The organism is Patulibacter sp. SYSU D01012 (assembly GCF_017916475.1).
Lineage (GTDB): Bacteria > Actinomycetota > Thermoleophilia > Solirubrobacterales > Solirubrobacteraceae > Patulibacter.
Map to the genome: position 1 here is coordinate 467,600 of NZ_JAFMTB010000001.1, position 23,498 is coordinate 491,097.

At 76.8% G+C, this 23,498-nt stretch carries 20 protein-coding genes; 9 read left to right on the forward strand and 11 right to left on the reverse strand.

The genetic code is table 11. From position 1 onward, the window contains the following. Window positions 1-204 precede the first annotated feature (204 nt). Window positions 205-3,582 carry an isoleucine--tRNA ligase gene (gene ileS / locus J3P29_RS02035; RefSeq protein ID WP_210491343.1) on the reverse strand — a complete coding sequence of 1,126 codons (3,378 nt, stop codon included), beginning with the start codon at window positions 3,580-3,582 and terminating at the stop codon, window positions 205-207. A 414-nt stretch (window positions 3,583-3,996) separates the two neighbouring features. On the opposite strand from ileS, the gene J3P29_RS02040 reads away from it, so the two are divergent. Together J3P29_RS02040 and J3P29_RS02045 are read left to right on the forward strand one after the other, a co-directional pair. After that, the gene (locus J3P29_RS02040) at window positions 3,997-5,826 is read left to right on the forward strand and encodes a methyl-accepting chemotaxis protein (protein WP_210491345.1); all 1,830 of its coding nucleotides are present in this window, start codon (window positions 3,997-3,999) and stop codon (window positions 5,824-5,826) included. 164 nt (window positions 5,827-5,990) lie between these two features. Further along, window positions 5,991-6,902: a cation diffusion facilitator family transporter gene (locus J3P29_RS02045; protein ID WP_210491346.1), complete on the forward strand. Its 912-nt coding sequence runs from the start codon at window positions 5,991-5,993 to the stop codon at window positions 6,900-6,902. 46 nt (window positions 6,903-6,948) lie between these two features. Here J3P29_RS02045 and J3P29_RS02050 read toward each other — a convergent pair whose 3' ends face one another. The 3 genes from J3P29_RS02050 to J3P29_RS02060 all read right to left on the reverse strand — a co-directional run bounded on the left by J3P29_RS02050 (window position 6,949) and on the right by J3P29_RS02060 (window position 9,067). Then, window positions 6,949-7,857, reverse strand: coding sequence for a MerR family DNA-binding transcriptional regulator (locus J3P29_RS02050; RefSeq protein ID WP_210491347.1), 909 nt, complete (start codon window positions 7,855-7,857; stop codon window positions 6,949-6,951). Window positions 7,858-8,003: 146 nt separating this feature from the next. Then, window positions 8,004-8,699 carry a metal-dependent transcriptional regulator gene (locus J3P29_RS02055; RefSeq protein ID WP_210491348.1) on the reverse strand — a complete coding sequence of 232 codons (696 nt, stop codon included), beginning with the start codon at window positions 8,697-8,699 and terminating at the stop codon, window positions 8,004-8,006. Beyond that, entirely contained in the window at window positions 8,624-9,067 is a 444-nt protein-coding gene (locus J3P29_RS02060) for a hypothetical protein (protein ID WP_210491349.1), read from the reverse strand. Before J3P29_RS02060 ends, J3P29_RS02055 begins: the two co-directional genes overlap by 76 nt. 195 nt (window positions 9,068-9,262) lie before the next feature. On the opposite strand from J3P29_RS02060, the gene J3P29_RS02065 reads away from it, so the two are divergent. From J3P29_RS02065 to J3P29_RS02080, 4 genes are all read left to right on the forward strand, one after another. After that, the gene (locus J3P29_RS02065; RefSeq protein ID WP_210491351.1) at window positions 9,263-10,735 is read left to right on the forward strand and encodes a hypothetical protein; all 1,473 of its coding nucleotides are present in this window, start codon (window positions 9,263-9,265) and stop codon (window positions 10,733-10,735) included. Between the two features lie 9 nt (window positions 10,736-10,744). Next, window positions 10,745-11,548 (forward strand): peptidoglycan editing factor PgeF, encoded by an 804-nt coding sequence (pgeF, locus tag J3P29_RS02070; protein ID WP_210491352.1) that lies wholly within the window; start codon window positions 10,745-10,747, stop codon window positions 11,546-11,548. A gap of 59 nt (window positions 11,549-11,607) precedes the next feature. Continuing rightward, the gene (locus J3P29_RS02075) at window positions 11,608-12,414 is read left to right on the forward strand and encodes a UDP-galactose-lipid carrier transferase (RefSeq protein ID WP_210491353.1); all 807 of its coding nucleotides are present in this window, start codon (window positions 11,608-11,610) and stop codon (window positions 12,412-12,414) included. A 75-nt stretch (window positions 12,415-12,489) separates the two neighbouring features. After that, complete coding sequence (locus tag J3P29_RS02080; RefSeq protein WP_210491354.1) at window positions 12,490-13,599, forward strand: helix-turn-helix domain-containing protein; 1,110 nt, start codon at window positions 12,490-12,492, stop codon at window positions 13,597-13,599. A gap of 30 nt (window positions 13,600-13,629) precedes the next feature. Here J3P29_RS02080 and J3P29_RS02085 read toward each other — a convergent pair whose 3' ends face one another. Together J3P29_RS02085 and J3P29_RS02090 are read right to left on the reverse strand one after the other, a co-directional pair. Beyond that, on the reverse strand, window positions 13,630-14,319 hold the full coding sequence (locus J3P29_RS02085) for a response regulator transcription factor (RefSeq protein WP_349239747.1): 690 nt from the start codon (window positions 14,317-14,319) through the stop codon (window positions 13,630-13,632). Then, window positions 14,316-15,830 (reverse strand): HAMP domain-containing sensor histidine kinase, encoded by a 1,515-nt coding sequence (locus J3P29_RS02090; RefSeq protein ID WP_210491356.1) that lies wholly within the window; start codon window positions 15,828-15,830, stop codon window positions 14,316-14,318. The genes J3P29_RS02085 and J3P29_RS02090 overlap by 4 nt, the downstream gene beginning before the upstream one ends. Window positions 15,831-15,933: 103 nt before the next feature. Between J3P29_RS02090 and J3P29_RS02095 the strand changes: the two genes are divergently transcribed. Continuing rightward, window positions 15,934-16,662 (forward strand): hypothetical protein, encoded by a 729-nt coding sequence (locus tag J3P29_RS02095; protein ID WP_210491357.1) that lies wholly within the window; start codon window positions 15,934-15,936, stop codon window positions 16,660-16,662. 49 nt (window positions 16,663-16,711) lie between these two features. On the opposite strand, the gene J3P29_RS02100 is transcribed toward J3P29_RS02095, so the two are convergent. Then, entirely contained in the window at window positions 16,712-18,043 is a 1,332-nt protein-coding gene (locus J3P29_RS02100; RefSeq protein ID WP_210491358.1) for an MATE family efflux transporter, read from the reverse strand. Window positions 18,044-18,191: 148 nt separating this feature from the next. After that, complete coding sequence (locus J3P29_RS02105; RefSeq protein ID WP_210491360.1) at window positions 18,192-19,124, reverse strand: hypothetical protein; 933 nt, start codon at window positions 19,122-19,124, stop codon at window positions 18,192-18,194. A 152-nt stretch (window positions 19,125-19,276) separates the two neighbouring features. On the opposite strand from J3P29_RS02105, the gene J3P29_RS02110 reads away from it, so the two are divergent. Continuing rightward, window positions 19,277-20,596, forward strand: coding sequence for a class II fumarate hydratase (locus J3P29_RS02110; protein WP_210491361.1), 1,320 nt, complete (start codon window positions 19,277-19,279; stop codon window positions 20,594-20,596). Window positions 20,597-20,641: 45 nt separating this feature from the next. On the opposite strand, the gene J3P29_RS02115 is transcribed toward J3P29_RS02110, so the two are convergent. Genes J3P29_RS02115 through J3P29_RS02125 form a run of 3 tightly spaced genes read right to left on the reverse strand, consistent with a single transcriptional unit; the run spans window position 20,642 to window position 22,411 of the window. Beyond that, complete coding sequence (locus J3P29_RS02115; protein ID WP_210491362.1) at window positions 20,642-21,124, reverse strand: hypothetical protein; 483 nt, start codon at window positions 21,122-21,124, stop codon at window positions 20,642-20,644. Between the two features lie 56 nt (window positions 21,125-21,180). Further along, window positions 21,181-21,813, reverse strand: a complete 633-nt coding sequence (locus tag J3P29_RS02120) for a hypothetical protein (RefSeq protein ID WP_210491363.1) — start codon at window positions 21,811-21,813, stop codon at window positions 21,181-21,183. Between the two features lie 55 nt (window positions 21,814-21,868). Continuing rightward, a complete protein-coding gene (locus tag J3P29_RS02125) occupies window positions 21,869-22,411 on the reverse strand; it encodes a hypothetical protein (protein ID WP_210491364.1) in 543 nt (180 codons plus the stop codon). Window positions 22,412-22,618: 207 nt separating this feature from the next. On the opposite strand from J3P29_RS02125, the gene J3P29_RS02130 reads away from it, so the two are divergent. Next, window positions 22,619-23,464, forward strand: coding sequence for a hypothetical protein (locus tag J3P29_RS02130; protein ID WP_210491365.1), 846 nt, complete (start codon window positions 22,619-22,621; stop codon window positions 23,462-23,464). The last annotated feature ends 34 nt before the right edge of the window (window positions 23,465-23,498 follow it).

Genomic DNA, 23,498 nt, shown 5'->3' on the forward strand with positions numbered 1-23,498 from the left:
CGCCCCGCCGGCCGTTCCGGCTCGGGTCCGCATGGCGGCCCTCAGCCGGAACCCGCTCCCGCCCCGCCGGCCGTTCCGGCTCGGGTCCGCATGGCGGCCCTCAGCCGGAACACGAGCCCGCCCCGCCGGCCGTTCCGGCTCGGGTCCGCATGGCGGCCCTCAGCCGGAACCCGCCCCCGCCCCGGCTCCGCCGCCGCCGCGTCCTCAGACCGCGGCCGCCGCGACGCCGACGACCAGGCGCAGGCCCTCGACCTCGACGCCGTGCTGGTGGTCGCCGCCGGGGGTGCCGTACTCCAGGGCCACGGTCAGGGTCTCGCCCGTCACGTACGCCTCGTGCTCGCGGGCGGCGGCGAGCAGCTCCTCGTCGCCGTCCAGCGTCAGACGGATGCGGTCGGTGATCTCCAGGCCCGCGGCCTTGCGCGCCGCCTGGATGGCGTGGACGACCTCGCGGGCCAGGCCCTCGCGGCGCAGCGCGTCGTCGATCTGCAGCTCGAGGGCGACGGCGTGCGAGCCCTCGCGCTCGAGCTGGTAGCCCTCGAGCGGCTCCATCCGCAGGACCAGGTCGTCCTCGGACAGCTCGTGCTCGGCGCCGTCGATCGTGATCCCGACGGTGCCGCCCGCGCGGACCGTCGCCGCGGCGCGGGCGGGGTCCAGGCCCGCGACGGCCTCGGCCACCTGGGGCATCGCCTTGCCGAAGCGGCGGCCCAGGGCGCGGTAGTTCGGCTTGACCTCGAACGACCCCAGCTCGTCCGCGTCGGCGACGAAGCGCAGCTCGTGCACGTTGAGCTCGTCCCGGACGATGTCGGCCAGGCGCTCGATCGCCGCGCGCTCGCGGTCGGCCGCCACGACGACGGCCTCGTGCAGCGGCTGGCGCACCTTCAGCTTCGACTGGCCGCGGGCGCCGAGGCCCAGCTGCACGGTCTCGCGCGCGGTCGCCATCGCGGCCTCGAGCTCCTCGTCCCGCCGCAGCGCGACGTTCGCGCCACCGACGCGCGCGGTCACGTCGCCGTCGGCCCCGACCGTCGGCCAGTCCGTCAGGTGGACGGACGGCTCGGTCCCGTCGAGGTTGTCGTAGATCTCGTCCGCGACGAAGGGCGTGAACGGCGCGAGCAGCTGCGCGACCGTCACCAGGCACTCGCGCAGGGTGGCGAGCGCCGCCGGGTCGCCCTCCCAGAAGCGGCGCCGCGAACGGCGGACGTACCAGTTGGAGAGATCGTCGACGAACGCCGCGATCGCCCGGCCGGCGAACGTCACGTCGAAGCCCTCCAGGCGCTCCGTGACCTCGCCCACCGTGGCCGCCAGGCGGGAGCGGATCCAGCGGTCCATCAGCGCGCTCGGCGACTCGGGGTCGTCGGCCGCGTCCGCCGCCGCGCTCTCGTGGCGCGAGGCGTTCTCGTACATCACGAGGAACCCGTACGTGTTCCACAGCGTGCGCAGGAACAGGCGCACGCCCTCGCCGATCGCCTCGGTCGAGAAGCGGTAGCCGTCCCACGGCTGCTTGCTGGTGAAGAAGTACCAGCGGAACGCGTCCGCGCCGTACTGGTCGATGACGTCCCACGGCACGACGATGTTGCCGCGCGACTTCGACATCTTCTGACCCTCGGCGTCGAGGATCAGGCCCAGGCAGACGACGTCGCGGAACGGCGGCAGCGGCGCCTCGCCGCCCCCCGTCTGCCCGTCGTGCGCGGCCACCGCGTCCGGCGACTGCGCGGCCGGCAGCACCGTGCCGTCCGCGGGCAGCCCGGCGGGCACCGGCTGCTGCAGCAGCGTCGCGATCGCCAGCAGCGAGTAGAACCAGCCGCGGGTCTGGTCCTGCGCCTCGCAGATGTAGTCGGCGGGCCAGCGGCCCTCCTCGCGCACCTGCTCCAGCGTCTCGCCGTGCTGGGCGAACGGCATCGAGCCGGAGTCGAACCAGACGTCGATGACCTCGGGGACGCGCCGCATCGTGCCCGAGCAGCCGGGCCGCGCGCAGGCGAACGTCAGGTCGTCCACGTACGGTCGGTGCGGATCGGTCAGCTCCTGGCCGGCGAGCCCCTCGAGCTCGGCGAACGAGCCGACGCAGTGCAGGTGGTCGCAGGACTCGTCGTCGCAGCGCCACACGGGCAGCGGCGTGCCCCAGTACCGCTCGCGGGACAGCGCCCAGTCGACGTTGCCCTCCAGCCACTTGCCGAAGCGCCCGTGCTTGACGTGCTCGGGGTGCCACGTGACCTGCTCGTTCGCCGCGACGAGCTGGTCGCGGATCTTCGACGTCGCGATGTACCAGGACGGCTTCGCGTAGTAGATGAGCGGCGTGCCGCAGCGCCAGCAGTGCGGGTACGAGTGCTCGTACGGCTTGCCCAGCCACAGGCTGCCCTCGCGGCGCAGCTGGGCGACGATCTCGTCGTCGACGTCCTTGACGTTGCGCCCCGCGTAGTCCGTGATGCGCTCGTCGTACGTGCCGTCCAGGCGGACGGGGTTCTGGACGACCAGGCCCGCCTCGACGCCGAGCGCGTAGTCGTCCGCGCCGAAGGCGACGGCGGTGTGCACCACGCCGGTGCCGTCCTCGGCGGTGACGAAGTCGGCCGGCAGGACCGTGTTGCCGCGCGGGCCCCAGTCCTCCGCGGCGATGTACGTGAACGGCGGGCGGTAGCGCGCGCCGGTCAACTGCGCCCCGGTCAGCGTGTCGAGCACCTCGATCTGCACGCCGTTGGGGACCGGGGCGTTCTCCGGCCCGGGCTTCGTCGTCGGCACGACGCGGTCGAGCAGCGCCTTCGCGACCACCACGACCTCGCCCTCGGGCGCGGGCTCGTGCGCGCCGTCGGCCGGGCGGCCGGTCACGCGGGCGCGCACGTACTCCAGGTCGGGATGGACGGCGAGCGCGGCGTTCGACGGCAGCGTCCACGGCGTCGTCGTCCACGCGAGCAGCACGTCGCCCGCCTGCAGCGCCGAGCCGTCCGCGTCGGTGACGGGGAAGCGGACGTACGCCGAGGTGTCGAGGACGTCCTTGTAGCCCTGCGCGACCTCGTGGCTGGAGAGCGCCGTGCCGCAGCGCGGGCAGTACGGGACGACGCGGTGGCCCTCGTAGAGCAGCCCGCGGTCGTTGATGGCGCGGATCGCGCCCCACACCTGCTCGACGTAGGCGTCGTCGAGCGTGCGGTACGCGTCGTCCAGGTCGACCCAGAACGCGATGCGCTCCGTCAGGGCGTTCCAGTCCTCCAGGAAGGTGAAGACGGAGTCGCGGCAGCGCTGGTTGAACTCGGCGATGCCGTAGGCCTCGATCTCGGCCTTCGACGACAGGCCGAGCTCCTTCTCGACGGCGATCTCGACGGGCAGGCCGTGCGTGTCCCAGCCGCCCTTGCGCTCGACGAGGCGCCCGCGCATCGTCTGGAAGCGCGGGAAGACGTCCTTGAACGCGCGCGACAGCACGTGGTGGCTGCCGGGGCGGCCGTTCGCGGTCGGCGGGCCCTCGTAGAAGACCCACGGCTCGGCGCCTTGACGGCGGCGCATGGAGTCGCGGAAGACGTCCCGCTCGCGCCAGCGCTCCAGGATCGCCTCCTCCAGCGCGGGGAACGACTGGTTCGCATCGACCGGACGGCGTGACATGGACCGTCCATTCTCGCAAGCCGCGCGCACGGGGCGTGCGGCCGGGCGCGGGCGTGCGGCGGGCGGGCCCGGGGCGGCGCGCGCGACGGCCCCGGGGCGCCCGGCGACTCGTCGCTCGCCGCTCCGCCGGTGTACGGGGTTCGGCCGGGTAGCAGGCGCGACGGCGGGAGGCGCCGGGGCGCGGCCGCGGAGCGGTCGCCAAGGGCCGCGCTCGCCGGCCTCGGACGACGGCCGCGGGCCGCGATACCGCGTAGATACTGGGGATCCGGCTATCGCCGTTCCCGGGCGACCTGGCGCTCGGACGCCTGGACGGATGGCCGGTCCGGATGGGTCCGGCCGACCGCGCGGTCGATCACGGGGACTACTGCCCGGACGGATCCGGGCCGGACCACCTACGGAGCGAGAAGACCCCTCATGTCCTGGTTCACCCGCAGCCTACGCGTCAAGCTGCTCGCCGGCTTCGGCGCCGTCTTGGCCGTGCTCGTCGTCGTGATCGTCTACAGCCTGTCGTCGGCCGGCCGCATCGGCGACAAGGGCGTGCAGATCGGCGAGAGCAACCTGCCGTCCGTCGCCGCGATCGCGAAGATCCAGGGCAAGCAGGGCGACTACCGGCGCCAGCAGCTGCAGCAGCTGATCGTCGCCGACGCGAACAAGCCCACCTACGAGGCCAAGATGCGGGCGTCCGGCCGCGCCGTCGAGCAGCTGCTCGCCAGCTACGCGCCGCTCGTGACCGGCGCCGAGGACCGCGCCTTCTGGCGCCGCGCGCAGAGCGGCTGGGCGGCGTACATCGCGAACACGCCGGCGGTGCTCGCCCGCGGCCGCGCCAACGACCTGGCCGGCGGCCTGGCGATCCTCAACGGGCGGCTGCAGAAGCCGTTCGACGCGATCGGCACCAACGCCGACGCGTGGTCGAAGCTGAACGCCGACTACGCCACCGAGGCGGTCGCCGACGCGAAGGACACCGCGTCCAGCAGCCGCACCGCGATCCTGCTCCTGGGCGCCCTGGCGGTCGGCATCGCGCTCACCGTCGCGCTGCTGCTGGCCCGCAGCATCGGCGGCGGCGTCGGGCAGGTCCTGCGCGCCGCCGAGGGCATCGCGGAGGGCGAGCTGGACCAGGACGTCGACGTCAAGAGCCAGGACGAGGTCGGCCAGATGGCCGCCGCGTTCCGTCGCCTGGTCGACTACGTCCGCGAGATGGCGGCCGTCGCGCACCGCATCGCGGGCGGCGACCTGACCCAGGCGATCGAGCCGCGGTCCGAGAAGGACGAGCTGGGCGTCGCGTTCCGCGACATGCAGTCCAACCTGTCCGAGCTGATCGGCGCGGTCAGCGGCTCGTCGCAGACGCTGTCCGCCGCGTCGCAGGAGCTGGCGTCCAACTCCGAGGAGGCCGGGCGCGCCGTCGACGAGATCGCCCAGGCCGTCTCCGACGTCGCCGCCGGCGCCGAGAAGCAGGTCGGCTCCGTCGCCGGCGCCCGCGTGGCGACCGAGGAGGTCACCGAGGCCACCCGCACGAGCGCCGAGTCGGCCCAGGCCACCGTCGCCGCCGCCGGCGAGGCCCGCGCCGTCGCCGCCGAGGGCGAGCGCGCCGTCGAGCAGGCGACCGCGGCGATGCGCGAGGTGCGCGAGTCGTCCGAGCGCGTGACGCAGACGATGCAGGGCCTGGCCGCGAAGAGCGAGCAGATCGGCGGCATCGTCGAGACGATCACCGGCATCGCCGCGCAGACGAACCTGCTGGCGCTCAACGCGGCCATCGAGGCCGCCCGCGCCGGCGAGCAGGGCCGCGGCTTCGCGGTCGTCGCCGAGGAGGTCCGCAAGCTGGCCGAGGAGTCCGAGCAGGCTGCGGCGTCGATCGCCGACCTCGTCACCGAGATGCAGGGCGAGACCGGCCAGGCCGTCGTCGCCGTCGAGGACGGCGCGGCGCGCTCGCTCGAGGGCGCCGAGACGGTCGAGCAGGCCCGGGACGCGTTCGAGCGCATCGGCCTGTCCGTCGACGACATGAGCGCCCGCATCGAGGGCATCGCGACCGCCGTCGAGCAGATCGCCTCGAGCGCCGAGCGCGTGCAGCACGACATGGCCGCCGTCGCGGCGGTGGCCGAGAGCTCCTCGGCCTCGTCCGAGCAGGTCGCGGCGTCCACCGAGCAGACGAGCGCGAGCGCGCAGGAGATCTCCTCGAGCGCCCAGCAGCTGGCCATGACGGCGAGCGAGCTGGAGGAGCTCGTCGGCCGCTTCCGCATCGCCTCCTGAGGCCCGGGCGCGCCGCGGCGAGCGGCCGCGGCGCGCCCCGTCCCACGCCCCCTGGGTGTGAGAATCCTTCCCATTATTGGTGGGAATCGCTCTCGAATTAGTGGTGGTATGGTGGGTCGCCCCGGGCGGCCCGTCGGCCGTCCGTCCCCGTCGACGGAGCAGCCATGGGCCACGGACACGACCACGGACTCCCCAGCGGCCCCGGCTCGGCCGGCGCCCGCCACCGCAAGCCCCTCGCCATCGCGCTGGGACTGACGGCGGCGTACCTGGTCGTCGAGGTCGTCGTCGGCCTGGCGCTCGGCTCGCTCGCGCTGCTGTCGGACGCCGGGCACATGCTCACGGACACGGCCGGGCTGGCCGTCGCGCTGCTGGCCATCACCTTCGCGCAGGCGCCGGCCGACGACACGCGCACGTACGGCCGCTACCGGCTCGAGGCGTTCGCGGCGCTGTTCAACGCCGTGCTGCTGTTCGGCGTCGCGGGCTACGTCCTGTACGAGGCGGTCGGCCGCTTCCGCGATCCGGTCGACGTGCCGGGCCTGGGCCTGATGCTCGTCGCCGCCACGGGCCTGCTCGTCAACGTCCTCTCGTTCCTCGTCCTGCGGGCCGGGGCGAAGGAGAGCATCAACGTCCGCGGCGCGGCCCTCGAGGTCTTCGCCGACATGATCGGCTCCGGCGGGGTGCTGCTCGCGGGCCTCGTGATGCTGCTGACGGACTGGCCGTACGCCGACCCGATCGTCGGCGTCGGCATCGGCCTGTTCGTGCTGCCGCGCGCCTGGCGCCTGGGCCGCGACGCGCTGCACATCCTCATGGAGGGCGCGCCGAAGGGCGTCGACGTCGCCGCCGTCCGCGCGCGGCTGTGCGGCCTGCCCGGCGTCGTCGGGGTGCACGACCTGCACGTGTGGACGCTGACCTCCGGCACCGACATGGTCACGGCGCACGTCGACGTCGACCGCGGGGTGGACACGACCGTGGTGCTCGAGGCCTCCGTGGCGCTGCTGCGCGACGAGTTCGGGCTGGACCACGCGACGGTCCAGGTGGAGGAGCACCACTTCGACTGCGAGGAGCTCGCCGTCTGAGGCGGCGGCGCGCGGACCGACGGCCCCCGGGCGTGGCGACCGGCCGCTAGCGGCCCCGGCGCACGCGAAACCCCGGCTCGTCGCCGTCGAGCAGCTGCAGCAGCCGCGAGCGCGCGACGAGCGGCGCGGGGTCCAGGCGCTCGACGCCGGTCGTCCGGCCGTCGCGCATCGGGCCGAGGAAGTCGAGGACGGCCAGCTCGCCGCCGACGGCGCGCTGGGCGGCGAAGACCAGACGGCCCAGGCGGTCGAGCGGCACGGTGCGGCCGGAGAGGACGAGCGCCGCTGGATCGATGCGGCCGAGGGCGCGGCCCAGCTCGGTCGGCTGCACGTCCGCGCCGACCGCGATCGGCAGGACGCCGGCGCGGCGCAGCGCCAGGTCGAGCGCCTGCAGCCGCAGCGCCTCGACGGCGCCGGGCGCCGTCCCGTCCAGCAGCACGACGACCTGCGGACGGTGCGCCGGCGGCGCGGTGCGGGTGGCGGCGGCGAGCCAGCGGGACGCCCACCGCCACGCGAACGCGTACTCGACCGACCCGGGGTGGTCGCGGTCGAGCGCGTCGACCGCGGGCAGCAGCACCTCGTCGACGGAGCGCTCGAGCGACCGCAGGTGCAGCGACTCCTCGACCACGCGGTCGGCCTCGGACTCGTCGAAGCGGCGCAGGCCGCGGCGCAGCCGGTCCACGGGAGACGCCTCCGCGCGGCCGCGTGGTGGGCCGAACGCGTCCCAGCCGCCGCCCCCGCCGTCGACGTCCCGCCGGGCGAGCGCCACGGCGGTCGCGGCGTCCGGCGCGCGGGCGATCGCGTCGCGCAGCGCCTCGATCTCGGCCAGGTCGTACTGCCGGTGCCCGCCACCCGTCCGCTGCGGCGTGGGGAACCCGTACCGCCGCTCCCACGCGCGGAGCGTGCTGGCGGAGACGCCGAGCAGCTCCGACGCTGCGGTGGTGCGGATCGCGGTCATGAAGGGACCATCGTCCGCGCGCGGCGCCGGCGCGGCAAGGCCGGCAACGTCCCGTGCGTGCCGTCCGGCGGGCGCGCGGGGCGGATCCCGGCGTCGCGCGCGTCCTTCCGCGGACCCGGGGCGCGCGCCCGGGCGTCCGGCGGCGCCTAGCGGGGCGCGATGGGCGTGGCGTTCGCCGGCGGGCCCGGCGTCGAGACGGACGCCCAGACCGCCACGGTCGCGGCGACGCGCGGGCTCAGCTCGGTGTGCAGGCCCTCGGGGCTCTCGACGACGACCGCCTCGTCGTCGTTGCGCTCGACGACGCCCGTCAGGCCCAGGCGCGCGCCGGCGGCGTGCAGGGACCGGACGATCTCGTCCTGCTCGTTCTCGAACCGCAGCATCGTGATCCGCTCCCCGACGGGCACGTCGGCCAGGCGCGTACCGCAGCGCACGCGCTGGCCGACCGCGATCGGGTGGCCGTGCGGGCACGTCGTCGCGGTGCCGATGGCCTCGCGCATCTTCTCGAGCACCATCGGGCTGACGCTGCGGTCGATGCGCGCGGCCTCCGTGTGCACCTCGTACCACGGGATCCCGAGCACGTCGACGAGGAAGCGCTCGACCAGGCGGTGCCGGCTGGCGACGTCGCGCGCGACCGCCAGGCCCTCGGCGGTGAACGAGATCCGCTTGCGCTCGTCGCGCTCGATGAAGCCGTCGCTCTCCAGGCGCTTGATCATCTCGTGCACCGTCGGGGCGGAGAGCGCCATCGCGCGGGAGACGTTGGCGGCCGTCATCGGCTCCTGCGCCTCGTCCAGGTGCAGCAGGGTCTCGAGGTACTCCTGCTCCGCTGCCGTGACGCCACGCATGCCTTGATCTTAGGCGCTTCAGACACCGCACCAGCGAGCGCCCCCGCGGGCACGAGGAGCACCAGGGCGACGGACGCCTGGGCGTAGAACGCGGACCCGCCCGCGTCGAAGAGCGCCCCCACGCCGATCCAGCCCACCAGCGCGGCGCCCGCCAGCAGCGGCGCCGTGATCCGGCTGCGGCCGACGATCCCGCGCACCGCCAGCCCGTGCAGCGCCGCCTGCAGGACGAGCGCCCCGGCCGTCGCGGCCGCTCCCGGCACCACGAGCAGCACGGCGGCGACCCACCACAGCGCCATGGCGGCGCCGCACGCGGCGAGGAGCGCGACGGCCAGCGCGGCCGCGCGGAGGGACGGGACGGAGGACGGCATGCACGCGGCGCGCCCGGGCGGCGCGCGCGGCGCACGGTAGCCGGCGGCGGCGCCCGGGCGCCTGCGGCGGACGGACGGACGAGGCCCGCGGGCCCGGCGGATACCCTCCGCCGCGACGTGTGGGTGGCCGACCGGCTTCCGCGGCGCCGGCGGGCGCCCGACCGCTCCTCGGCGCCCGCGCCGAGGCGCCTGCGCGTGCTCGCGGCCGCGGTGCTCCTGCCCGCCGTGGCGCTGTGGCTGGCGGCGAGCGTCGTCGTCCTCTCGGGCGTCCGCGACGGGCTGCGCACGCCCGACCGCGCGGCCGTGCGGGCCGCCGCGCCGACGCGGGACGCGCTCGACGCCGCGCTCGCGCTCGCCGGGCCGTTCCTCGACGACCTGTACTCGCCCCGGGACGACGGCGCCGCGGCGATCGCCGAGTACTTCGGCCTGCCGGTGCGGGCGCGCCTGGGCGCCGGCCGTCCGTGGCGGCTGCTGGGGATCGACCGCAACCGCCTGGAGCGGGAGCACTCCGGGGCGCGGACCGAGACGGGCGTGGCGACGTGGCGCGACGGGCGCGCCGAGCTGCGCGCCCGGCTGCGCGTCGACTGGGCGGCGGCGCCCGGCCGCGCGCGCATCGCGGTGACCCCGCTCGGGCTGCGCGGCACCCGGCGGGTCGAGCTGGCGCTGCAGGAGCGCCCGCTGCTGACGGTCGGCCCGCGCGACGTCGGCCGGCAGCGCGCGGCGCTCGTCCCGCTCGCGGACCGCGGCCGCTTCCGCTCCCATCGCTTCACCGTTCGTCACGGGACGAACGACGGCGAGCAGTACGAGGGCTACCGCGGCCGCACGGCCCGGGCGGCCGCGCTCGCCGCGACGTCCCGCGCGGGCGGCTTCCCGCGCGGGCGCGACATCTACGCCGCGACGTGGAACGCGTCCGGCGCGTGGCCGGACGACGCGCCGTTCCAGCCCGACGCCTACGCCGACTGCCGCGGCGAGCTGCCCGCGGACTCCCGCACCTACCCGTACGCCTCGAAGACCTGCGTGCTGCCCACGCGCACGTTCGTCTGGCTCTCCAGCCTGGATCCGCTCACCCGGCTGCTCCAGGGCCTGCACGTGCTCGGCCGGCACGGCGATCCTGGCCGGCGCTACCGCGACACGGACCACCGCGACGTCACGGTCGCCGGCGAGCTCGGGCGCTGGGAGCGCCTGTTCCGCACGCAGGACGGCATCCCGCGCTGCTCCCCCGTCGCGTGCGACGAGACGTGGAGCTCGGGCGTGCGCACCGCCGTCTTCGGGGCGCTGGAGACCGAGATGGGCTACCGCCACGGCGACCGGATCAGCCGCAGCTACGCCGACCGCGCGGCGGCCGTCGTGCTGCGCACGCAGATCGGACGGGACGGGCTGGTGCGCACCGCCTACGGCATGTTCGTGCGCCCGCTCGAGGCGGGCGGCTTCGCCATCGCGTGGCGCCGCAGCGGCCTGATCGGCTTCTCGCCCAGCCTCGTGTCGCGCTCGCTCGACCGGCTCACGAACCAGCTGTCGATGCCGCGCGAGTACGTCGGCTTCGTCGCGTCGAACGCCGAGACGTCGATGGCCGCCTACGCCTTCCTGGCCCGCTACCGCTGCGCGCGCTTCGCCGTCGGCTGTCGCGGGCGGTTCCGGCCCGGGGGCGGGGCCTTCGCGCCGCGCTAGGGTCGCCCCGTGCCCGACGACGTGCCCGTCCTGCGCTTCGGCCTCCTCGAGGGGACCGGCGGCGACGCGGTGGTGTCGACCCGCCTGGGCGGGACGAGCGCCCCGCCGTACGACACGCTCAACCTGGGGCTGACCGTCGGCGACGACCCGGCCGCCGTGGTCGCGAACCGGCGCCGCTTCTTCGCCGCCGCCGGCCTGGCGCTCGAGCGGTCGGTCTGGCCGCGGCTGGTGCACGGCGTCGAGGTCGCGCACGTCGGCGCGGAGGACGCCGGCCGCGGGGCGACCGACCTGGACACGGCGGTCCCGGGCGTGGACGCGCTGATCACCGACGAGCCGGGCCTGGCGCTCTGCGTCACGGTCGCCGACTGCGTGCCGGTCGTCGCGTTCGACGCGTCGACCCGCTGCGTCGGCGTCGCGCACGCCGGGTGGCGGGGCACCGCCGGCGGCATCGCCGCGCGGATGGTGCGCGCGCTCGGCGAGCGCTTCGGGGCCCAGGCCGACGGGCTGCGGGTGGCGATCGGTCCGTCGATCGGCGTGGACGACTACGAGGTCGGCCCCGACGTGATCGATGCGATGACCGCGGCGTATCCGGACGAGCGCGACGCGATCCTGCCGCGGGACGCCGCGGGGCGGACCCGGTGCGACCTGCGGGCGGCCAACCGCGCCGCGCTGCTCGCGGCGGGCGTGCGGCCCGACCGGATCGCGGTCAGCCCGATCTCGACCGCCGCGCGGACCGACCGCTTCTTCTCGCACCGCGCGGAGCGCTCGACCGGGCGGTTCGCCGCCGCCGCCGTCGTCCTCCCCGCGGCATGACGGGGGACGGGGCGCCCGCCGCCGCGGGAGCGCGCCCCGCCACCCCGTAGGCTCGCCGCATGGGCCGACTGGACGACCTGGACCTGAGCCTGCGGCTGTCGCGGAAGGAGGAGGCCTCCCGCCTGGACGCCGCGCAGACGCGGCTGACGCAGCTGCGGCTGGCGCTCGGCGGCCTGACGTGGGCCGGCAGCCCGAAGCAGCCCAAGCACGGCGAGCACCCGATCGGTCCGCCGCTGCTCGTCGTCATCGAGGGCTGGGACGCGGCCGGCAAGGGCGGGGCGATCAAGCGCCTGGTCGGCACGCTCGACCCGCGCCACTACCGCGTCGTGCAGTTCGCGGCGCCGTCCTACGACGAGCTGCGCCACCACTGGCTGCAGCGGTTCTGGCTGCCGCTGCCCGGCCGCGGCGGGATGGCCGTCTACGACCGCACCTGGTACGGCCGCGTGCTGGTGGAGCGCGTGGAGGAGATCACGCCCGAGAAGGACTGGCGGCGCGGCTACCGCGAGATCCGCGAGTTCGAGCAGCAGCTCGTCGACGACGGCACGATCCTGGTCAAGTTCTGGCTGCACATCAGCGACCGGGAGCAGCTCGAGCGGTTCGAGAGCCGCCGCGACGACCCGCTCAAGTCGTGGAAGCTGACGCCCGACGACTGGCGCAACCGCGAGAAGCGCCCGCAGTACGAGGCGGCCGCCGAGGAGATGTTCGCCGAGACCGACACCGCCCACGCCCCGTGGGACGTCATCCCGGCCGACTCGAAGCGCTGGGCGCGCGTCGCGGTCGTCGAGACCGTCGTGCGCCGGATCGAGGAGCGCTGCGCCGAGCTGGGCTTCGCGCTGCCGGACCCGCTCGTCACCGGCAAGGACTGACCCGGCTGGACGACGGCGGGTCAGCGGTCTAGCTGCAGCTGGACAGCGCTGTATAGCTGAACCTATACTGGCCGGGTGTCCGACTACCCGTTCAAGCACGCGGGACCGGTGCCGCCCCGCCGGATGATCGACCGCGAGGACGAGCGGCGGCGGCTCGGGCGCGCGGCGGCGGAGCGGACGCCGGTGCGCCTGGCCGCGCCGCGGCGCTACGGCAAGACGACCCTGCTGGCCGCCCACGCCGCGGCGCTCGAGGCGGCTGGGTGGCGGACCGTCCGCGCCGACCTCGGGGGGATCAGCGACCTGGCCGGCCTGACGCGCGCGCTCCTCGTCGCCTGGGCCGGGCACCGCGAGGCGGCCCCGGTCCGCCGCGTCGAGCGCCTGGCCGGCCGCATCGGCGCCGACGTGTCGCTCGCGGGCCCGCGCCTGACCCTCGCCCCCGCGGGGGCCACGCCGGCGGACCACGGGCGCCTGCTGGAGGAGCTGCTCGCGCTGCCCGACGCCGTCGCGCGGAGCTCCGGCGAGCCGGTCCTCGTCATCCTCGACGAGTTCCAGGACCTGCTCGTGGCCGGGCCCGGCCTCGACGCACGGCTGCGCGCGGTCATCCAGCCCCAGCAGGACGTCGCGTACGTCTTCGCCGGCTCGGAGCCGTCGCTCATCGCCCGGATGTTCGAGCGGCACGAGGCGCCCTTCTTCGGGCAGGCCGAGCCGCTCTCGCTGCCGCCGCTGCCGCTCGAGTCGACGATCGACGAGGTGGAGCGCCGCTTCGCCGAGCTCGCCCTCGACCCCGGCGACGCCGCCGCGACGCTCGTCCAGCTCGGCGAGGGCCACCCGCAGCGGACGATGCTGCTCTGCCACCTGCTCGCCCGCCGGCTGACCGAGCCTGGCGTCGACGGGGACGAGGACGCCCACGTCGCGGCGGTCCTGGAGGAGGCCCTGGAGCAGACGGCCGAGATCCACGCGGCGGCGCTGGCGCCGCTCACCCGGTTGCAGCGGATCGTCCTGGGCGAGGTCGCCCACGGGCGCGCGCCGACCTCGGCCGACCTGGCCCGCCGGCAGGGGGCCACCCGGGGGGCGTTCCACCAGGCGCTCGAGGCGCTCATCGAGGCGGGGCAGCTGCTCGCGCGCGACCCGGGGCCGCGCTGGCGGCTGATCGACCCGCTGCTGCGGCTGCGGCTGCGACGCTGAGGGGCGGCCGCCCGCCGGCCGCTGCCGGCCTCAGTCCGCGGCCGGGTCCTCGAGCACGAACCCGACGCCGGTCACCGTCCGGATCACGCGCGGCTCGCCGTCGGCCTCGAGCTTGCGCCGCAGGTACCCGACGAAGACGTCGACGACGTTCGTGTCGGTCGGGTCGGTGTAGCCCCAGACGAGGGACAGCAGCTCGGGCCGGGTGACGACGACGCCGCCGCGCCGCGCGAGCGCCTGCAGCACGTCGAACTCCCGCCGCGTCAGGCCCAGCTCCCGCGGGCCGCGCCAGGCGCGGCGCGCGCCGCCGTCGACCGTGACGTCGCCGACGCGCCACCGCGCGGCGTCCGGCGGACGCCGGCGCAGCAGCGCCCGGGCGCGGGCGACGAGCTCGCCGAGGGCGAACGGCTTGACGAGGTAGTCGTCGGCCCCCGCCTCCAGTCCCCGGATCCGGTCGGCCACGTCGGCGCGCGCCGACACGACGCAGATCGGCAGGTCCAGCCCGCGAGCGCGCGCGTGGCGGATCACGGCGATGCCGTCGAGGCCTGGCATCGCCACGTCGAGGAGGGCGAGCGCGATCTGCCGGGTCTCGAGCGCGTCGAGGGCGGCCTGGCCGTCCGAGACGAGACGGACGTCGAAGCCCTCGGCCCGCAGCCCGCGCCCGAGCGCGGCGAGCAGGCGCCGGTCGTCGTCGGCCACGAGCAGCGTCGGCGGCGCGCTCACGCCGGGGCTCCGGCGTCGGGCCCGCGCTCGGTCCTCGGACCGAGGACGACCGGGCCGGCGGTCTCGCCGCATGCCCCGTCCCCAGCGCTCGTGCCGTCCCGATCCGGCGCGGCCAGCGTCACCTCGACGCGCGCCCCGCCGCGGTCGCTCGCCCCGATCGAGGCGCTGCCGCCGTGGAGCGCCGCCTGCTGCGCGACGATCGCGAGGCCCAGTCCGGAGCCGCCGTCGGCGCCGCCGGGGGCCCGGCGGAACCGCTCGAAGACGGCCGCGCGCTGCTCCGGCGGGACGCCGGGGCCGTCGTCCTCGACGACCAGCAGCCGCTCCCCGGGCCGCTGCCGCAGCGCGACCTCGACGCTCGGGGCGGCGCGCGTGCCCCCGTGGCGGGCCGCGTTCTCGAGCAGGTTGTCGACCATCCGCCGGAGCCCCGACGGCGATCCGGGCAGCGGCGCGACGGTGGGCCCCGGACGCAGCCGGAACGTGGCCTCGGGGTGCCGGCGCGCCGCGGCGTCCACCGCGGCGGTCACGAGCTCCTGCAGGTCGACCTCGCCCTCGTCGCCGAGCGCGCCGGCGTCCCCGCGGGCCAGCGCCTGCAGGGCGTCGGCGAGGGCCGCGAGCCGTCGTTCCTCGGTCCACGCCTCCACGAGCGCGTCGTGGCGGTCCTGCGCCGGCAGCTCCGGGTGGGTGACGAGCAGCTCGAGCGTCGCGTCGAGCGTGGCGAGCGGCGTCCGCAGCTCGTGGCCCGCGTCCGCGACGAACCGCTGCGTCGCCGCCATGGTGCGCTCGCGCTCGGCCGCGGACGTCTCGATCTGCGCGAGCATCGTGTTCAGGGCGCGGGAGACGGCCGCCACCTCGACCGGCCCGCCCTCCGGCACGCGGCGCGCCAGGTCGCCCGTCGAGGCGACCTCGTCCGCGGTGCGCCGCAGGCGCCGCAGCGGGCGCAGCGCGGCCCCGGAGGCGAGCGTGGCGAGCAGCGCGGCGGCGACGGCGCCCAGGACGACGAGGACGCTTACGGTCGTCCGCAGCGTGGCGGCCCGGGCGTCGGCCTCGGCGAGCGAGCGCAGCGTCTCCACCCGCACGCGTCCCCCGTCGGCCGCCACCGTGAGCGAGCGCCAGCCGTCGCCGACGCTCGTGCGCAGGGTGCGCAGCCCCGTCCCCGGCGCCGGCGGCAGCCGCCCCCGGGCGGGGCCGCCGGCGGCGAAGAGCAGGCGGCCGTCCGCGTAGACCCGGACGGCGCCCTCGGTCGACCGCAGCAGCGCGTCGAGCCGCTGCTCCAGCGGCGTGGGCAGGCGCACGCCGCGCCGGGGGCTCGTCGCGACGCCGACGTCGGCCAGGCGCGCCAGCACGGCCGCCTGGCGGCGCAGGCCGGCGTCGATCTGCTGCCGGTCGTCCCGCGAGGTCACGTGCACGACGCCGCCCCCGGCACCCACCAGCACCGTGACCACGACCACGGCGCTCAGGGCCGCGACGCGATGCCGCAGGCTGCGGAGGAACGTCGCGGGGGCCCGGGCCATCGGCCGCATCGTGGCACCCGGGCGGTCCGCGGTTCTGTGAGGCCCCTAAGAAGCGCGGCGCAGCGCGGGACTTCCGGCCGCGGGACGCCGATAGTCGCGGGGCATGCCGTCCTCCGTCCGCACCCCTCGCCTTCGCCTTCCGCGCCCGCGGCGGCCGACGCGCCGCCGGGCGCTCGCCTACGCAGGCGCGCTCCTCGTCCTCGCGCTCCTCGTGGTGGCCGTCGGCCTGAAGCCGGCGGCGACCGCGGTCGTGCGCTCGCGGCTCGCGAACCGCGTGGGGCCGGTCGCGTCGCTCCGGATCGACGGCTCGCCGCTCGACCTGCTGCGGCGCTCGCCGGACGCCGTCGCCGTCCACTTCGCGGAGGCCACGATCGGCGGGGACGACGGCGAGGGCGTGGGTGCGGGCGACGCGCTGCGCAGCGTCCCGCGGCTGGACCTGCGGGCCGACGCGCTCGACACCGGCCAGTTCCGCTTCGACGACGTGGCCGCCACCGTGGAGCACGGGACCCTGCACGCGACGGCCGCGGTGGGGGAGCAGTCGCTCGCGATCCGGGGTCAGGAGCTGCCGGTCACGCCCCGCGCCGTCGACGGCCACCTGCAGCTGGAGATCGCGCTCGGCCCGATCTCGCTGCCGCTGGCGGTCGAGGTGCAGGACGGGCGCCCGCGCGTGGTCGTCGCCGGCGACGGGCCGCTCGCCGGCCGCGAGCTGCCCATGGGGGCCGGGGGCGGGCTCGACGGGGGTGGCGGGGGCGCCGTGCGCCTCTCGCGGCTCGGCGCGACCGAGCGCGACGGCCGCGTCGTGCTGACCGTCGACGGCACGGCGGCAGCCTGAGGGGCGGGGCGCGCGGGTCCGCGCCGCCGGCCGCGGCACCCGACGGTGCCTACCGCCAGGCGCCCGGCGTCGCCCAGCGCCGCCCGCGGAAGCGCCACCACGTGCCGACCAGACGGGCGAGCATCGTCACGACGATCCCGCCCCAGACGCCCGCGACGCCCCAGTCGAGCCCGCGGAAGAGCACCATCGCGGGGATGCCGAGCAGGGCGGCGGCGGTCATCGCGCCGGCCAGGAAGCGGCTGTCGCCGGCGCCGATGAGGATGCCGTCGAAGGCGAAGACCGCGGCGGCGAAGGGCAGCATCAGGCAGAGCAGCGGCCACAGCGCCCGGGCCCGGTCCCGCACCGCGTCGTCGTCGGTGAAGGCGCCGATCACCGGCTCGCGCGCCAGCAGCAGGAGGGCCGCGGCGGCCAGCCCGACGACGACGGTCCACAGGACCATGCGGTGGGCCGCCTCGACCGCCTCGTCGGTCCGTCCGCCCCCGAGCGCGCGGCCGATCAGCACCTGCCCGGCGATCGCGATCGCGTCGAGGACGAGCGCCAGGAAGAGGAAGAGCTGCCAGCCGATCTGGTGCGCCGCCAGCGACGGCTCGCCCACGCGCGCCGCGACCGCGGAGGCCACGGCGAACGTGGCGAGCAGCGCGCCGCTGCGGACGAGCAGGTAGGCGCCGGTCGCCCCCAGCCGCCGCAGGAGCGCCAGGGACGGCCGCCGCACGCCGGCGACGGCGGCGCCGCCGGGCTCGGCGCTGCCCCGCCACAGCAGGCGCACGAACAGCGCGCCCATCGTCGCCTGGCCGACGAGCGTCGCGACCGCGGAGCCGTCCAGGCCCAGGCCGGCGCCGTAGATCAGCAGCGGGTTGAGCGCCAGGTTGATGAGGTTGCCCAGGACGACGATGAGCAGCGGCGTGCGCAGGTCGCCCGTCCCGCGCAGCCACCCCTGCGCGGCCATGCTCAGCAGCGCCAGCGCCAGGCCCGGCGCGGCGATCCGCAGGTAGCGGGCGGCGTCGTCGGCGGTGGCGCCCTCCCCGCCGAGCCCGCCGATCCACGCGGGCCCGAGCGCGACGGCGAGCAGCGCGCCCACCACGCCGATCGCCACGCCGAGCCACAGCGACTGCGCGGCCAGGCGCCGCAGGTCGGCCTCGTGGCCGGCGCCGGACAGCCGCGCCACGGCGGCGGTCGTCGCGTACGTGGCGACGACGCCCAGCCCGCCGATCGTCCCCAGGATCGACGTCGCGAGCGCGAGCGCCGCGAGGGGCTGCGCGCCCAGGTGGCCGACCATCGCGGTGTCGACGAGCAGGTACGTGGGCTCCGCGGCCAGCGTGCCCAGGGCGGGCAGCGCCAGCCGGACGATCTCGCGGTCGTGGGGGGAGGACAGCGCCGGCACGGCGGGCGAGCGTAGCGCCGGCGCACGCCCGTCGCCGCCCCGCCGCGGTCGCCGCGGGGCGGGCCCGTGTCGCACGGCGGGACCCGCCCTCGGGCCTGGCGCGGCGGCGAGCGGCCCCGGCTGCCGGGCGGTCGCGCGCCGGGCGGCCTCAGTGCGCCGCGATCAGCGCCAGGCGCGGGGCGTCGCGGGACAGGTCGGGGTCGAGCACCGCGGTGCCCTCGGCGCCGAGCGGCAGCTCGCGGGCGTACGGCGCGGCCTGGCGGTGCCGCTCCTGGACCCGGCCGGTGGCGTGCCACGTCGTCGTGTCCCACGGGTGGCCGCCGCCCTCCTGCCACCGCGACGCCGTCAGGTGGTTCCCGTCCGGCGTCACCGTCAGCGGGCCGATGCCGACGTCCGCGGCGCCGCCCGCCGAGGTGCGGGTCAGCACGCGCGAGCGTCGGCCCTCGGGCGAGACGAGGCGCAGCTCCGCCCACTGGCGGTAGCCGACCACGCGGACGGCGACGAGGGCGATGCGTCCACCGGCCAGCGGCGCGGTCTCGGTCGCGTCGTACCCGGCGGCGACGGGCGTCACCGCGGTGCTGCGGCGCCCGTCGAGCGCTGCGGCGCGCAGGATGCGGTGCGCCCGGGCGCCCTTCCCGGTGCTCCGGACGAAGCTGACGGTCCCGTGCAGCAGGCCGGGCGCGGCGTCGTGCCCGCCGGCGCGGAAGGACGGCAGCCGCGCGGCCGGCGCGGACCCGTCGAGGGGCAGCCGGTAGAGCCGGCCGCCCGACGTGGAGAGCACGGCGGTCGGGGCGTCGTGGGCGTCGGTGCCGATCGCCAGGCCGACGGCGTTGCGGGGCACGCGCTGGGCGACGACGCGCGGGGCGGCGGCGCCGGCGTCGCGGACGACGAGCTGGCGGTCGCCCCGCTTCGAGGTCTGGCGCAGCCAGGCGACGGTGGTGCCCGAGGCGGCGGCCGCGACGGGCTTGGCGGCGTCGAGCGGCACGAGCTGGGGCGGCGCGGCGGCCGAGGCGGCGGCGGGCGCGGCGAGGGCCACGAGCAGCGTGGCGAGGGGGATCCTGGTGGGGACGGTACGGGACATGCCCACCCCAACCCCGGCGCAGGCGAGAGGTTGCGGCATGCAGGCGAACCCGCCACGTTCGCGCGCGGCGCGGCGGGCGCGCCCGCCGTCGCCCGCCCGTCCCGGAGTAGTGTCCCGCCCCGTCGCCCCCGACCCCGAGAGAGGCACCACCCATGGCTGAGACGCTGTACGGCACCGAGACCCAGAAGGCCGTCGAGAACTTCCCGATCTCCGGCGAGCGGGTGCCGATCCAGGTCATCAAGTGGCAGGCGCGGATCAAGGGCGCCGCCGCCCGGGTCAATGCCGAGCTGGGCAAGCTCGACGGCGAGATCGCCGAGAAGATCGCCGCCGCGGCGGGCGAGATCGTCGCCGGCAAGCACGACGACCAGTTCCCGATCGACGTCTTCCAGACGGGCTCGGGCACGTCGACGAACATGAACGTCAACGAGGTCATCTCCGCCCTGACCGGCGGCGCGGCGCACCGCAACGACCACGTGAACATGGGGCAGTCGTCCAACGACACGTTCCCCTCCGCCGTGCACCTGGCCGCGCTCGACGAGGCCACGAACCGGCTGCTGCCGGCGCTGGGGCAGCTCGAGGCGTCGCTGCAGGCCAAGGCCGACGAGTTCGCCGACGTCGTCAAGGCCGGCCGGACGCACCTGATGGATGCCGTGCCGGTCACGCTGGGCCAGGAGTTCTCGGGCTACGCCGCGCAGGTGCGCCTGGGGGCCAAGCGCGTCCGCAACGCCCTGCCGCAGGTCGGGCAGATCCCGCTCGGCGGCACCGCCACCGGCACCGGCCTGAACACCCCGGCCGACTTCGCGCCGAAGGTCCGCGAGCGGCTCGTCGCCGACTCGGGCCTGGACCTGATCGCCGCGCCCGAGGACCCGTTCGAGGCCCAGGCCAACCGGGACGCGCTCGTCGAGCTGTCCGGCGCGCTGAAGTCCGTCGCCGTCTCGCTGACGAAGATCGCCCAGGACATCGCGCTGATGGGCTCGGGCCCGCGCGCCGGCATCGGCGAGCTGTTCCTGCCCGAGCTGCAGAAGGGCTCGTCGATCATGCCGGGCAAGGTCAACCCGGTCCTGCCCGAGGTCGTCCTGCAGGTGTCGGCCCAGGTCATCGGCAACGACGCCGCGATCACCATCGGCGGCATGCAGGGCCAGTTCGAGCTGAACGTGCGCGTGCCGCTCATCGCGCGCAACCTGCTGCAGTCGATCCACCTGCTCTCCACCGCGTCGAAGGCGTTCGCCGAGAAGGCGATCGACGGCATCCGCGCCAACACGCGCGGCACGGACGCGTCGGCCGGCGCCACCCTCGCCACGGCGACGGCGCTGAACGAGGCCATCGGCTACGACAAGGCGACCGAGATCGTCAAGAAGGCGACGGAGTCCGGCGAGCCGCTCCGCGACGTCGCGCTCGCCGAGGGCGTCGACGCCGACCTGTACGACCGCACGATCGACCTGCGGAAGATCGCCGCCGGCAACCGGGACTGAGCGGGCGGGGCGGCGCCGTACGAGGCACCGCCCCGCCCCCGTCGTTCAGGTCCCGCCGCCCGGGCCGCCGATCGGGTAGACGAACCCCCCGTCGATCCGCACGAGCGCGAACGCGACGGCCATCGCCGCGGCGTACGGCTCGGCCAGGGCGGGCGAGAGGGCGAGGAGCAGGAACGGGCCGCCGCGCTCCGGCGCGGGACGCGCGACGAGCACCGGGGCGCCCGACTCGTCGGTCGCCTTGGCGGTCCGCGATCCGTCGGTCGCCAGGCGCAGGGCGTACCGGGCGTCGCCGACCCACAGGGCGTCGAGACCCAGCTGCACCTCGCGGTCGCCGCACACGGCCCGGGCCCGGCCGCCCGTGGTCTCGAGCTGCCACAGCGCGCCGTCCTCGTCGCGCGTCCGAGCCCGGTCGTCGTGCCAGCGGTCGCGCTCCAGCCGGCCGAGCTCGCGGTCGGCCTCGTCCGTCAGGACGAACCTGGTGCGCAGGCGTCCCCGGACCCAGAAGCGGCGCACGAGCGGCGGCGTCATCCCCGCACCCTCGCGGCGCACCGCCGGCCGGTCAAGAGCGCGGCGACGCCGCGGCCCTACGGCAGGGCGATGTCCGGCACGGCGTCGAACACGCTCGGGCCCGTCCGCGGCTCGGCTCGCAGCAGGGCGAACGACGCGGCGAGCGCCACCAGCAGCCGTCGGCGCAGCTCGGTCTGGCCGACCGCCTCGGCCCGGCGCCGGGCCCGCCACGCCTCGCGCGTGCGCAGCACCCCGTAGAGGACCGCCGCGCCGACCGCCACCGGTCGGGCGACCTGGACCGCGACGTCGAAGATCGCGCCCAGCACCCGACCGACGGCCCGCAGCCAGTCGGGCGGATGGATCGCCGGCAGGTCGACGTCCGGCAGCGACACCGACGGGAGCGTGATCCCGAGCGTGCCGAGCAGGGCCACGAGGCCCGCCAGCAGCGCGACGACCGGCACGACGACGAGCGCGAAGAGGACGGGGCCGACGAGCGGCCCGAGCAGCCGGCCGAGGCCGGACGCCGCGTGGCGGGCGTCGTAGAGGCGCGGGTGGCGCCGCTCGACCCACCGCTCGGCGCGCGTGCGGATGGCCCTGACGCGGGCCGGCACCGCGCGGACGCCGCGGCGGCGGGCCGGCGGGCGGCCGGGCCCGGACGCCGGGGTGGGGCCGGCGGGCGGGCCGCCGGCGGGGTCGCGGGGGCGCGGCACGCGGCGGGACCCTAGCGGCCCCACGGCGGGACGCCCCGCGCCCCGCCCCTCGGCCTCAGGTGGCGGGGCTGCCGTCCAGGCGCTCGGCGGCCTCCCAGAAGCCGACCGTCATCGCGTCGTGGTCCGAGACCTGCCAGTCGATGAAGGAGTCGTCCGCGAAGCTGATGCGGATCTCGATCGTGCCGCCCTGGCGCGTCTTGCCGGTCCGCTCGATCGAGCGCAGCTGCTCGCGCGGGACGCGCCACGCCTCCTCGGGCTCCGGGTCGGTGTTCATCACGCCGAAGGTCCAGCCGGAGAACGTGCGGGCCGCGACGACGAGCATCGTCTGGCCCTGCGAGTCGAGCGCCATCGAGCGCGCGATCGTGCCCTCGTCGCCGCCGATGTGGCGGCCCTGCTTGTACTTGTTCTCGAGCGCCTTCGTGGCGAGGGTGAGCGCCTTGCCGGTGCCCACGCCGCCGCCGGCGCGCTTGTACGCGACCGGGAAGCCGAACGTGTGCCCCTCGACGGGGTCGTCGGCGCCGAGGCGCTCCTGCACGATCGCGCGGTGGTCGGGGGCGCGCGCCATCGCCTTGGTCGTCAGCCAGTCCTTCAGGCCCATGTGCGGGGGATCCTTCGTCGGTTGCGGGAGAAGCGGTCCGCCCGGGGGACGTCCGTCGGGCCGCTCCGGCGCGGACCGTATCCGAGACGACGGGCCCCGGATCGTGCGCCCGTGCCCGGCGGCGCACCGGGGCCGGCGGCGACCGGCGACGAGGCCGCGCCGCGCTCCGGCGGTTCGCCGCGGGGACGGGACGACTACCGTGGAGACGTGCCCACGCCCCCGTCGTCCGTCGCTCCACCCCGCATCCGCCGCGTGACGCTGACCACGGCGGCGATCGAGGACGAGCGGGCCTGGTGGACGGGGCGCCTCGGGCTGCCCGCGGCGCCCGGCGCGCCCGAGGGCGGGTTCGCCGTCCGCGTGGGCGACGGGGTCGTGGCCTTCGCGCCCGCGACGGACACCGGCCGCGGCCACGCCCCCGGGCAGCGCCCGTCGCACCACGTGGCGCTCGAGGTGGCCGAGGACCGGCTCGTCGAGGCGTCGGAGTGGCTCGCGGCGGCCTCGCCGCTCGTCCCGCTCGAGGACGGCGAGACGATCGTCGACTTCCCCGCCTGGTCCGCGCACAGCGTCTACACGGTCTCGCCGGCCGGCCACGTCGTCGAGCTGATCGCCCGCCACCGCCGGCCGTGGAGCCCGGCCGACCCGGCGGCACGCGGGGCGGCCCTCGTGCGCGGCATCAGCGAGGTCGGGATCACGACGCCCGACGTCCGGCAGCTCGTCGATCGCCTGGCGACGCTCGGCGAGGAGCTGTGGTTCGGCGACCCCGACACGGGCTTCGCGGCCGTCGGCGACGAGTCCGGGCTGCTCATCTGCGTGCGCGAGTGGCGCACGTGGTTCCCGACCGATCTGCCGGCGGTGCCGGGCCCGGTGGACATCGCGCTGCGCGACGCCCCCGGCCTGGGGACCGCCGGGCCCGTGCCGGTCGGCAGCGCGACCGAGCTGTTCGCCGCGGCGGACGACGACGGCGGCCGACCCGCGCCGGCGGCCGACCCCGAGGGGGACGGCCCCGAGCGGAACGGCGGCGGGCCGGGCGACGCCGGCCCGGACGGCGACTGACGCGGCCGCGCCGGGACGGCGCTACGGTCGGTCC

What these genes read in the sequence shown, in the direction of transcription:
- J3P29_RS02075 (WP_210491353.1), top strand. Translation starts at nt 11,608, where the DNA reads ATGGGCCGACTGGACGACCTGGACCTGAGCCTGCGGCTGTCGCGGAAG.
- J3P29_RS02105 (WP_210491360.1), bottom strand. Translation starts at nt 19,124, where the DNA reads ATGTCCCGTACCGTCCCCACCAGGATCCCCCTCGCCACGCTGCTCGTG.
- J3P29_RS02045 (WP_210491346.1), top strand. Translation starts at nt 5,991, where the DNA reads ATGGGCCACGGACACGACCACGGACTCCCCAGCGGCCCCGGCTCGGCC.
- ileS (WP_210491343.1), bottom strand. Translation starts at nt 3,582, where the DNA reads ATGTCACGCCGTCCGGTCGATGCGAACCAGTCGTTCCCCGCGCTGGAG.
- J3P29_RS02095 (WP_210491357.1), top strand. Translation starts at nt 15,934, where the DNA reads ATGCCGTCCTCCGTCCGCACCCCTCGCCTTCGCCTTCCGCGCCCGCGG.
- J3P29_RS02090 (WP_210491356.1), bottom strand. Translation starts at nt 15,830, where the DNA reads ATGGCCCGGGCCCCCGCGACGTTCCTCCGCAGCCTGCGGCATCGCGTC.
- J3P29_RS02055 (WP_210491348.1), bottom strand. Translation starts at nt 8,699, where the DNA reads ATGCGTGGCGTCACGGCAGCGGAGCAGGAGTACCTCGAGACCCTGCTG.
- J3P29_RS02060 (WP_210491349.1), bottom strand. Translation starts at nt 9,067, where the DNA reads ATGCCGTCCTCCGTCCCGTCCCTCCGCGCGGCCGCGCTGGCCGTCGCG.
- J3P29_RS02125 (WP_210491364.1), bottom strand. Translation starts at nt 22,411, where the DNA reads ATGGGCCTGAAGGACTGGCTGACGACCAAGGCGATGGCGCGCGCCCCC.
- J3P29_RS02110 (WP_210491361.1), top strand. Translation starts at nt 19,277, where the DNA reads ATGGCTGAGACGCTGTACGGCACCGAGACCCAGAAGGCCGTCGAGAAC.
- J3P29_RS02050 (WP_210491347.1), bottom strand. Translation starts at nt 7,857, where the DNA reads ATGACCGCGATCCGCACCACCGCAGCGTCGGAGCTGCTCGGCGTCTCC.
- J3P29_RS02040 (WP_210491345.1), top strand. Translation starts at nt 3,997, where the DNA reads ATGTCCTGGTTCACCCGCAGCCTACGCGTCAAGCTGCTCGCCGGCTTC.
- J3P29_RS02115 (WP_210491362.1), bottom strand. Translation starts at nt 21,124, where the DNA reads ATGACGCCGCCGCTCGTGCGCCGCTTCTGGGTCCGGGGACGCCTGCGC.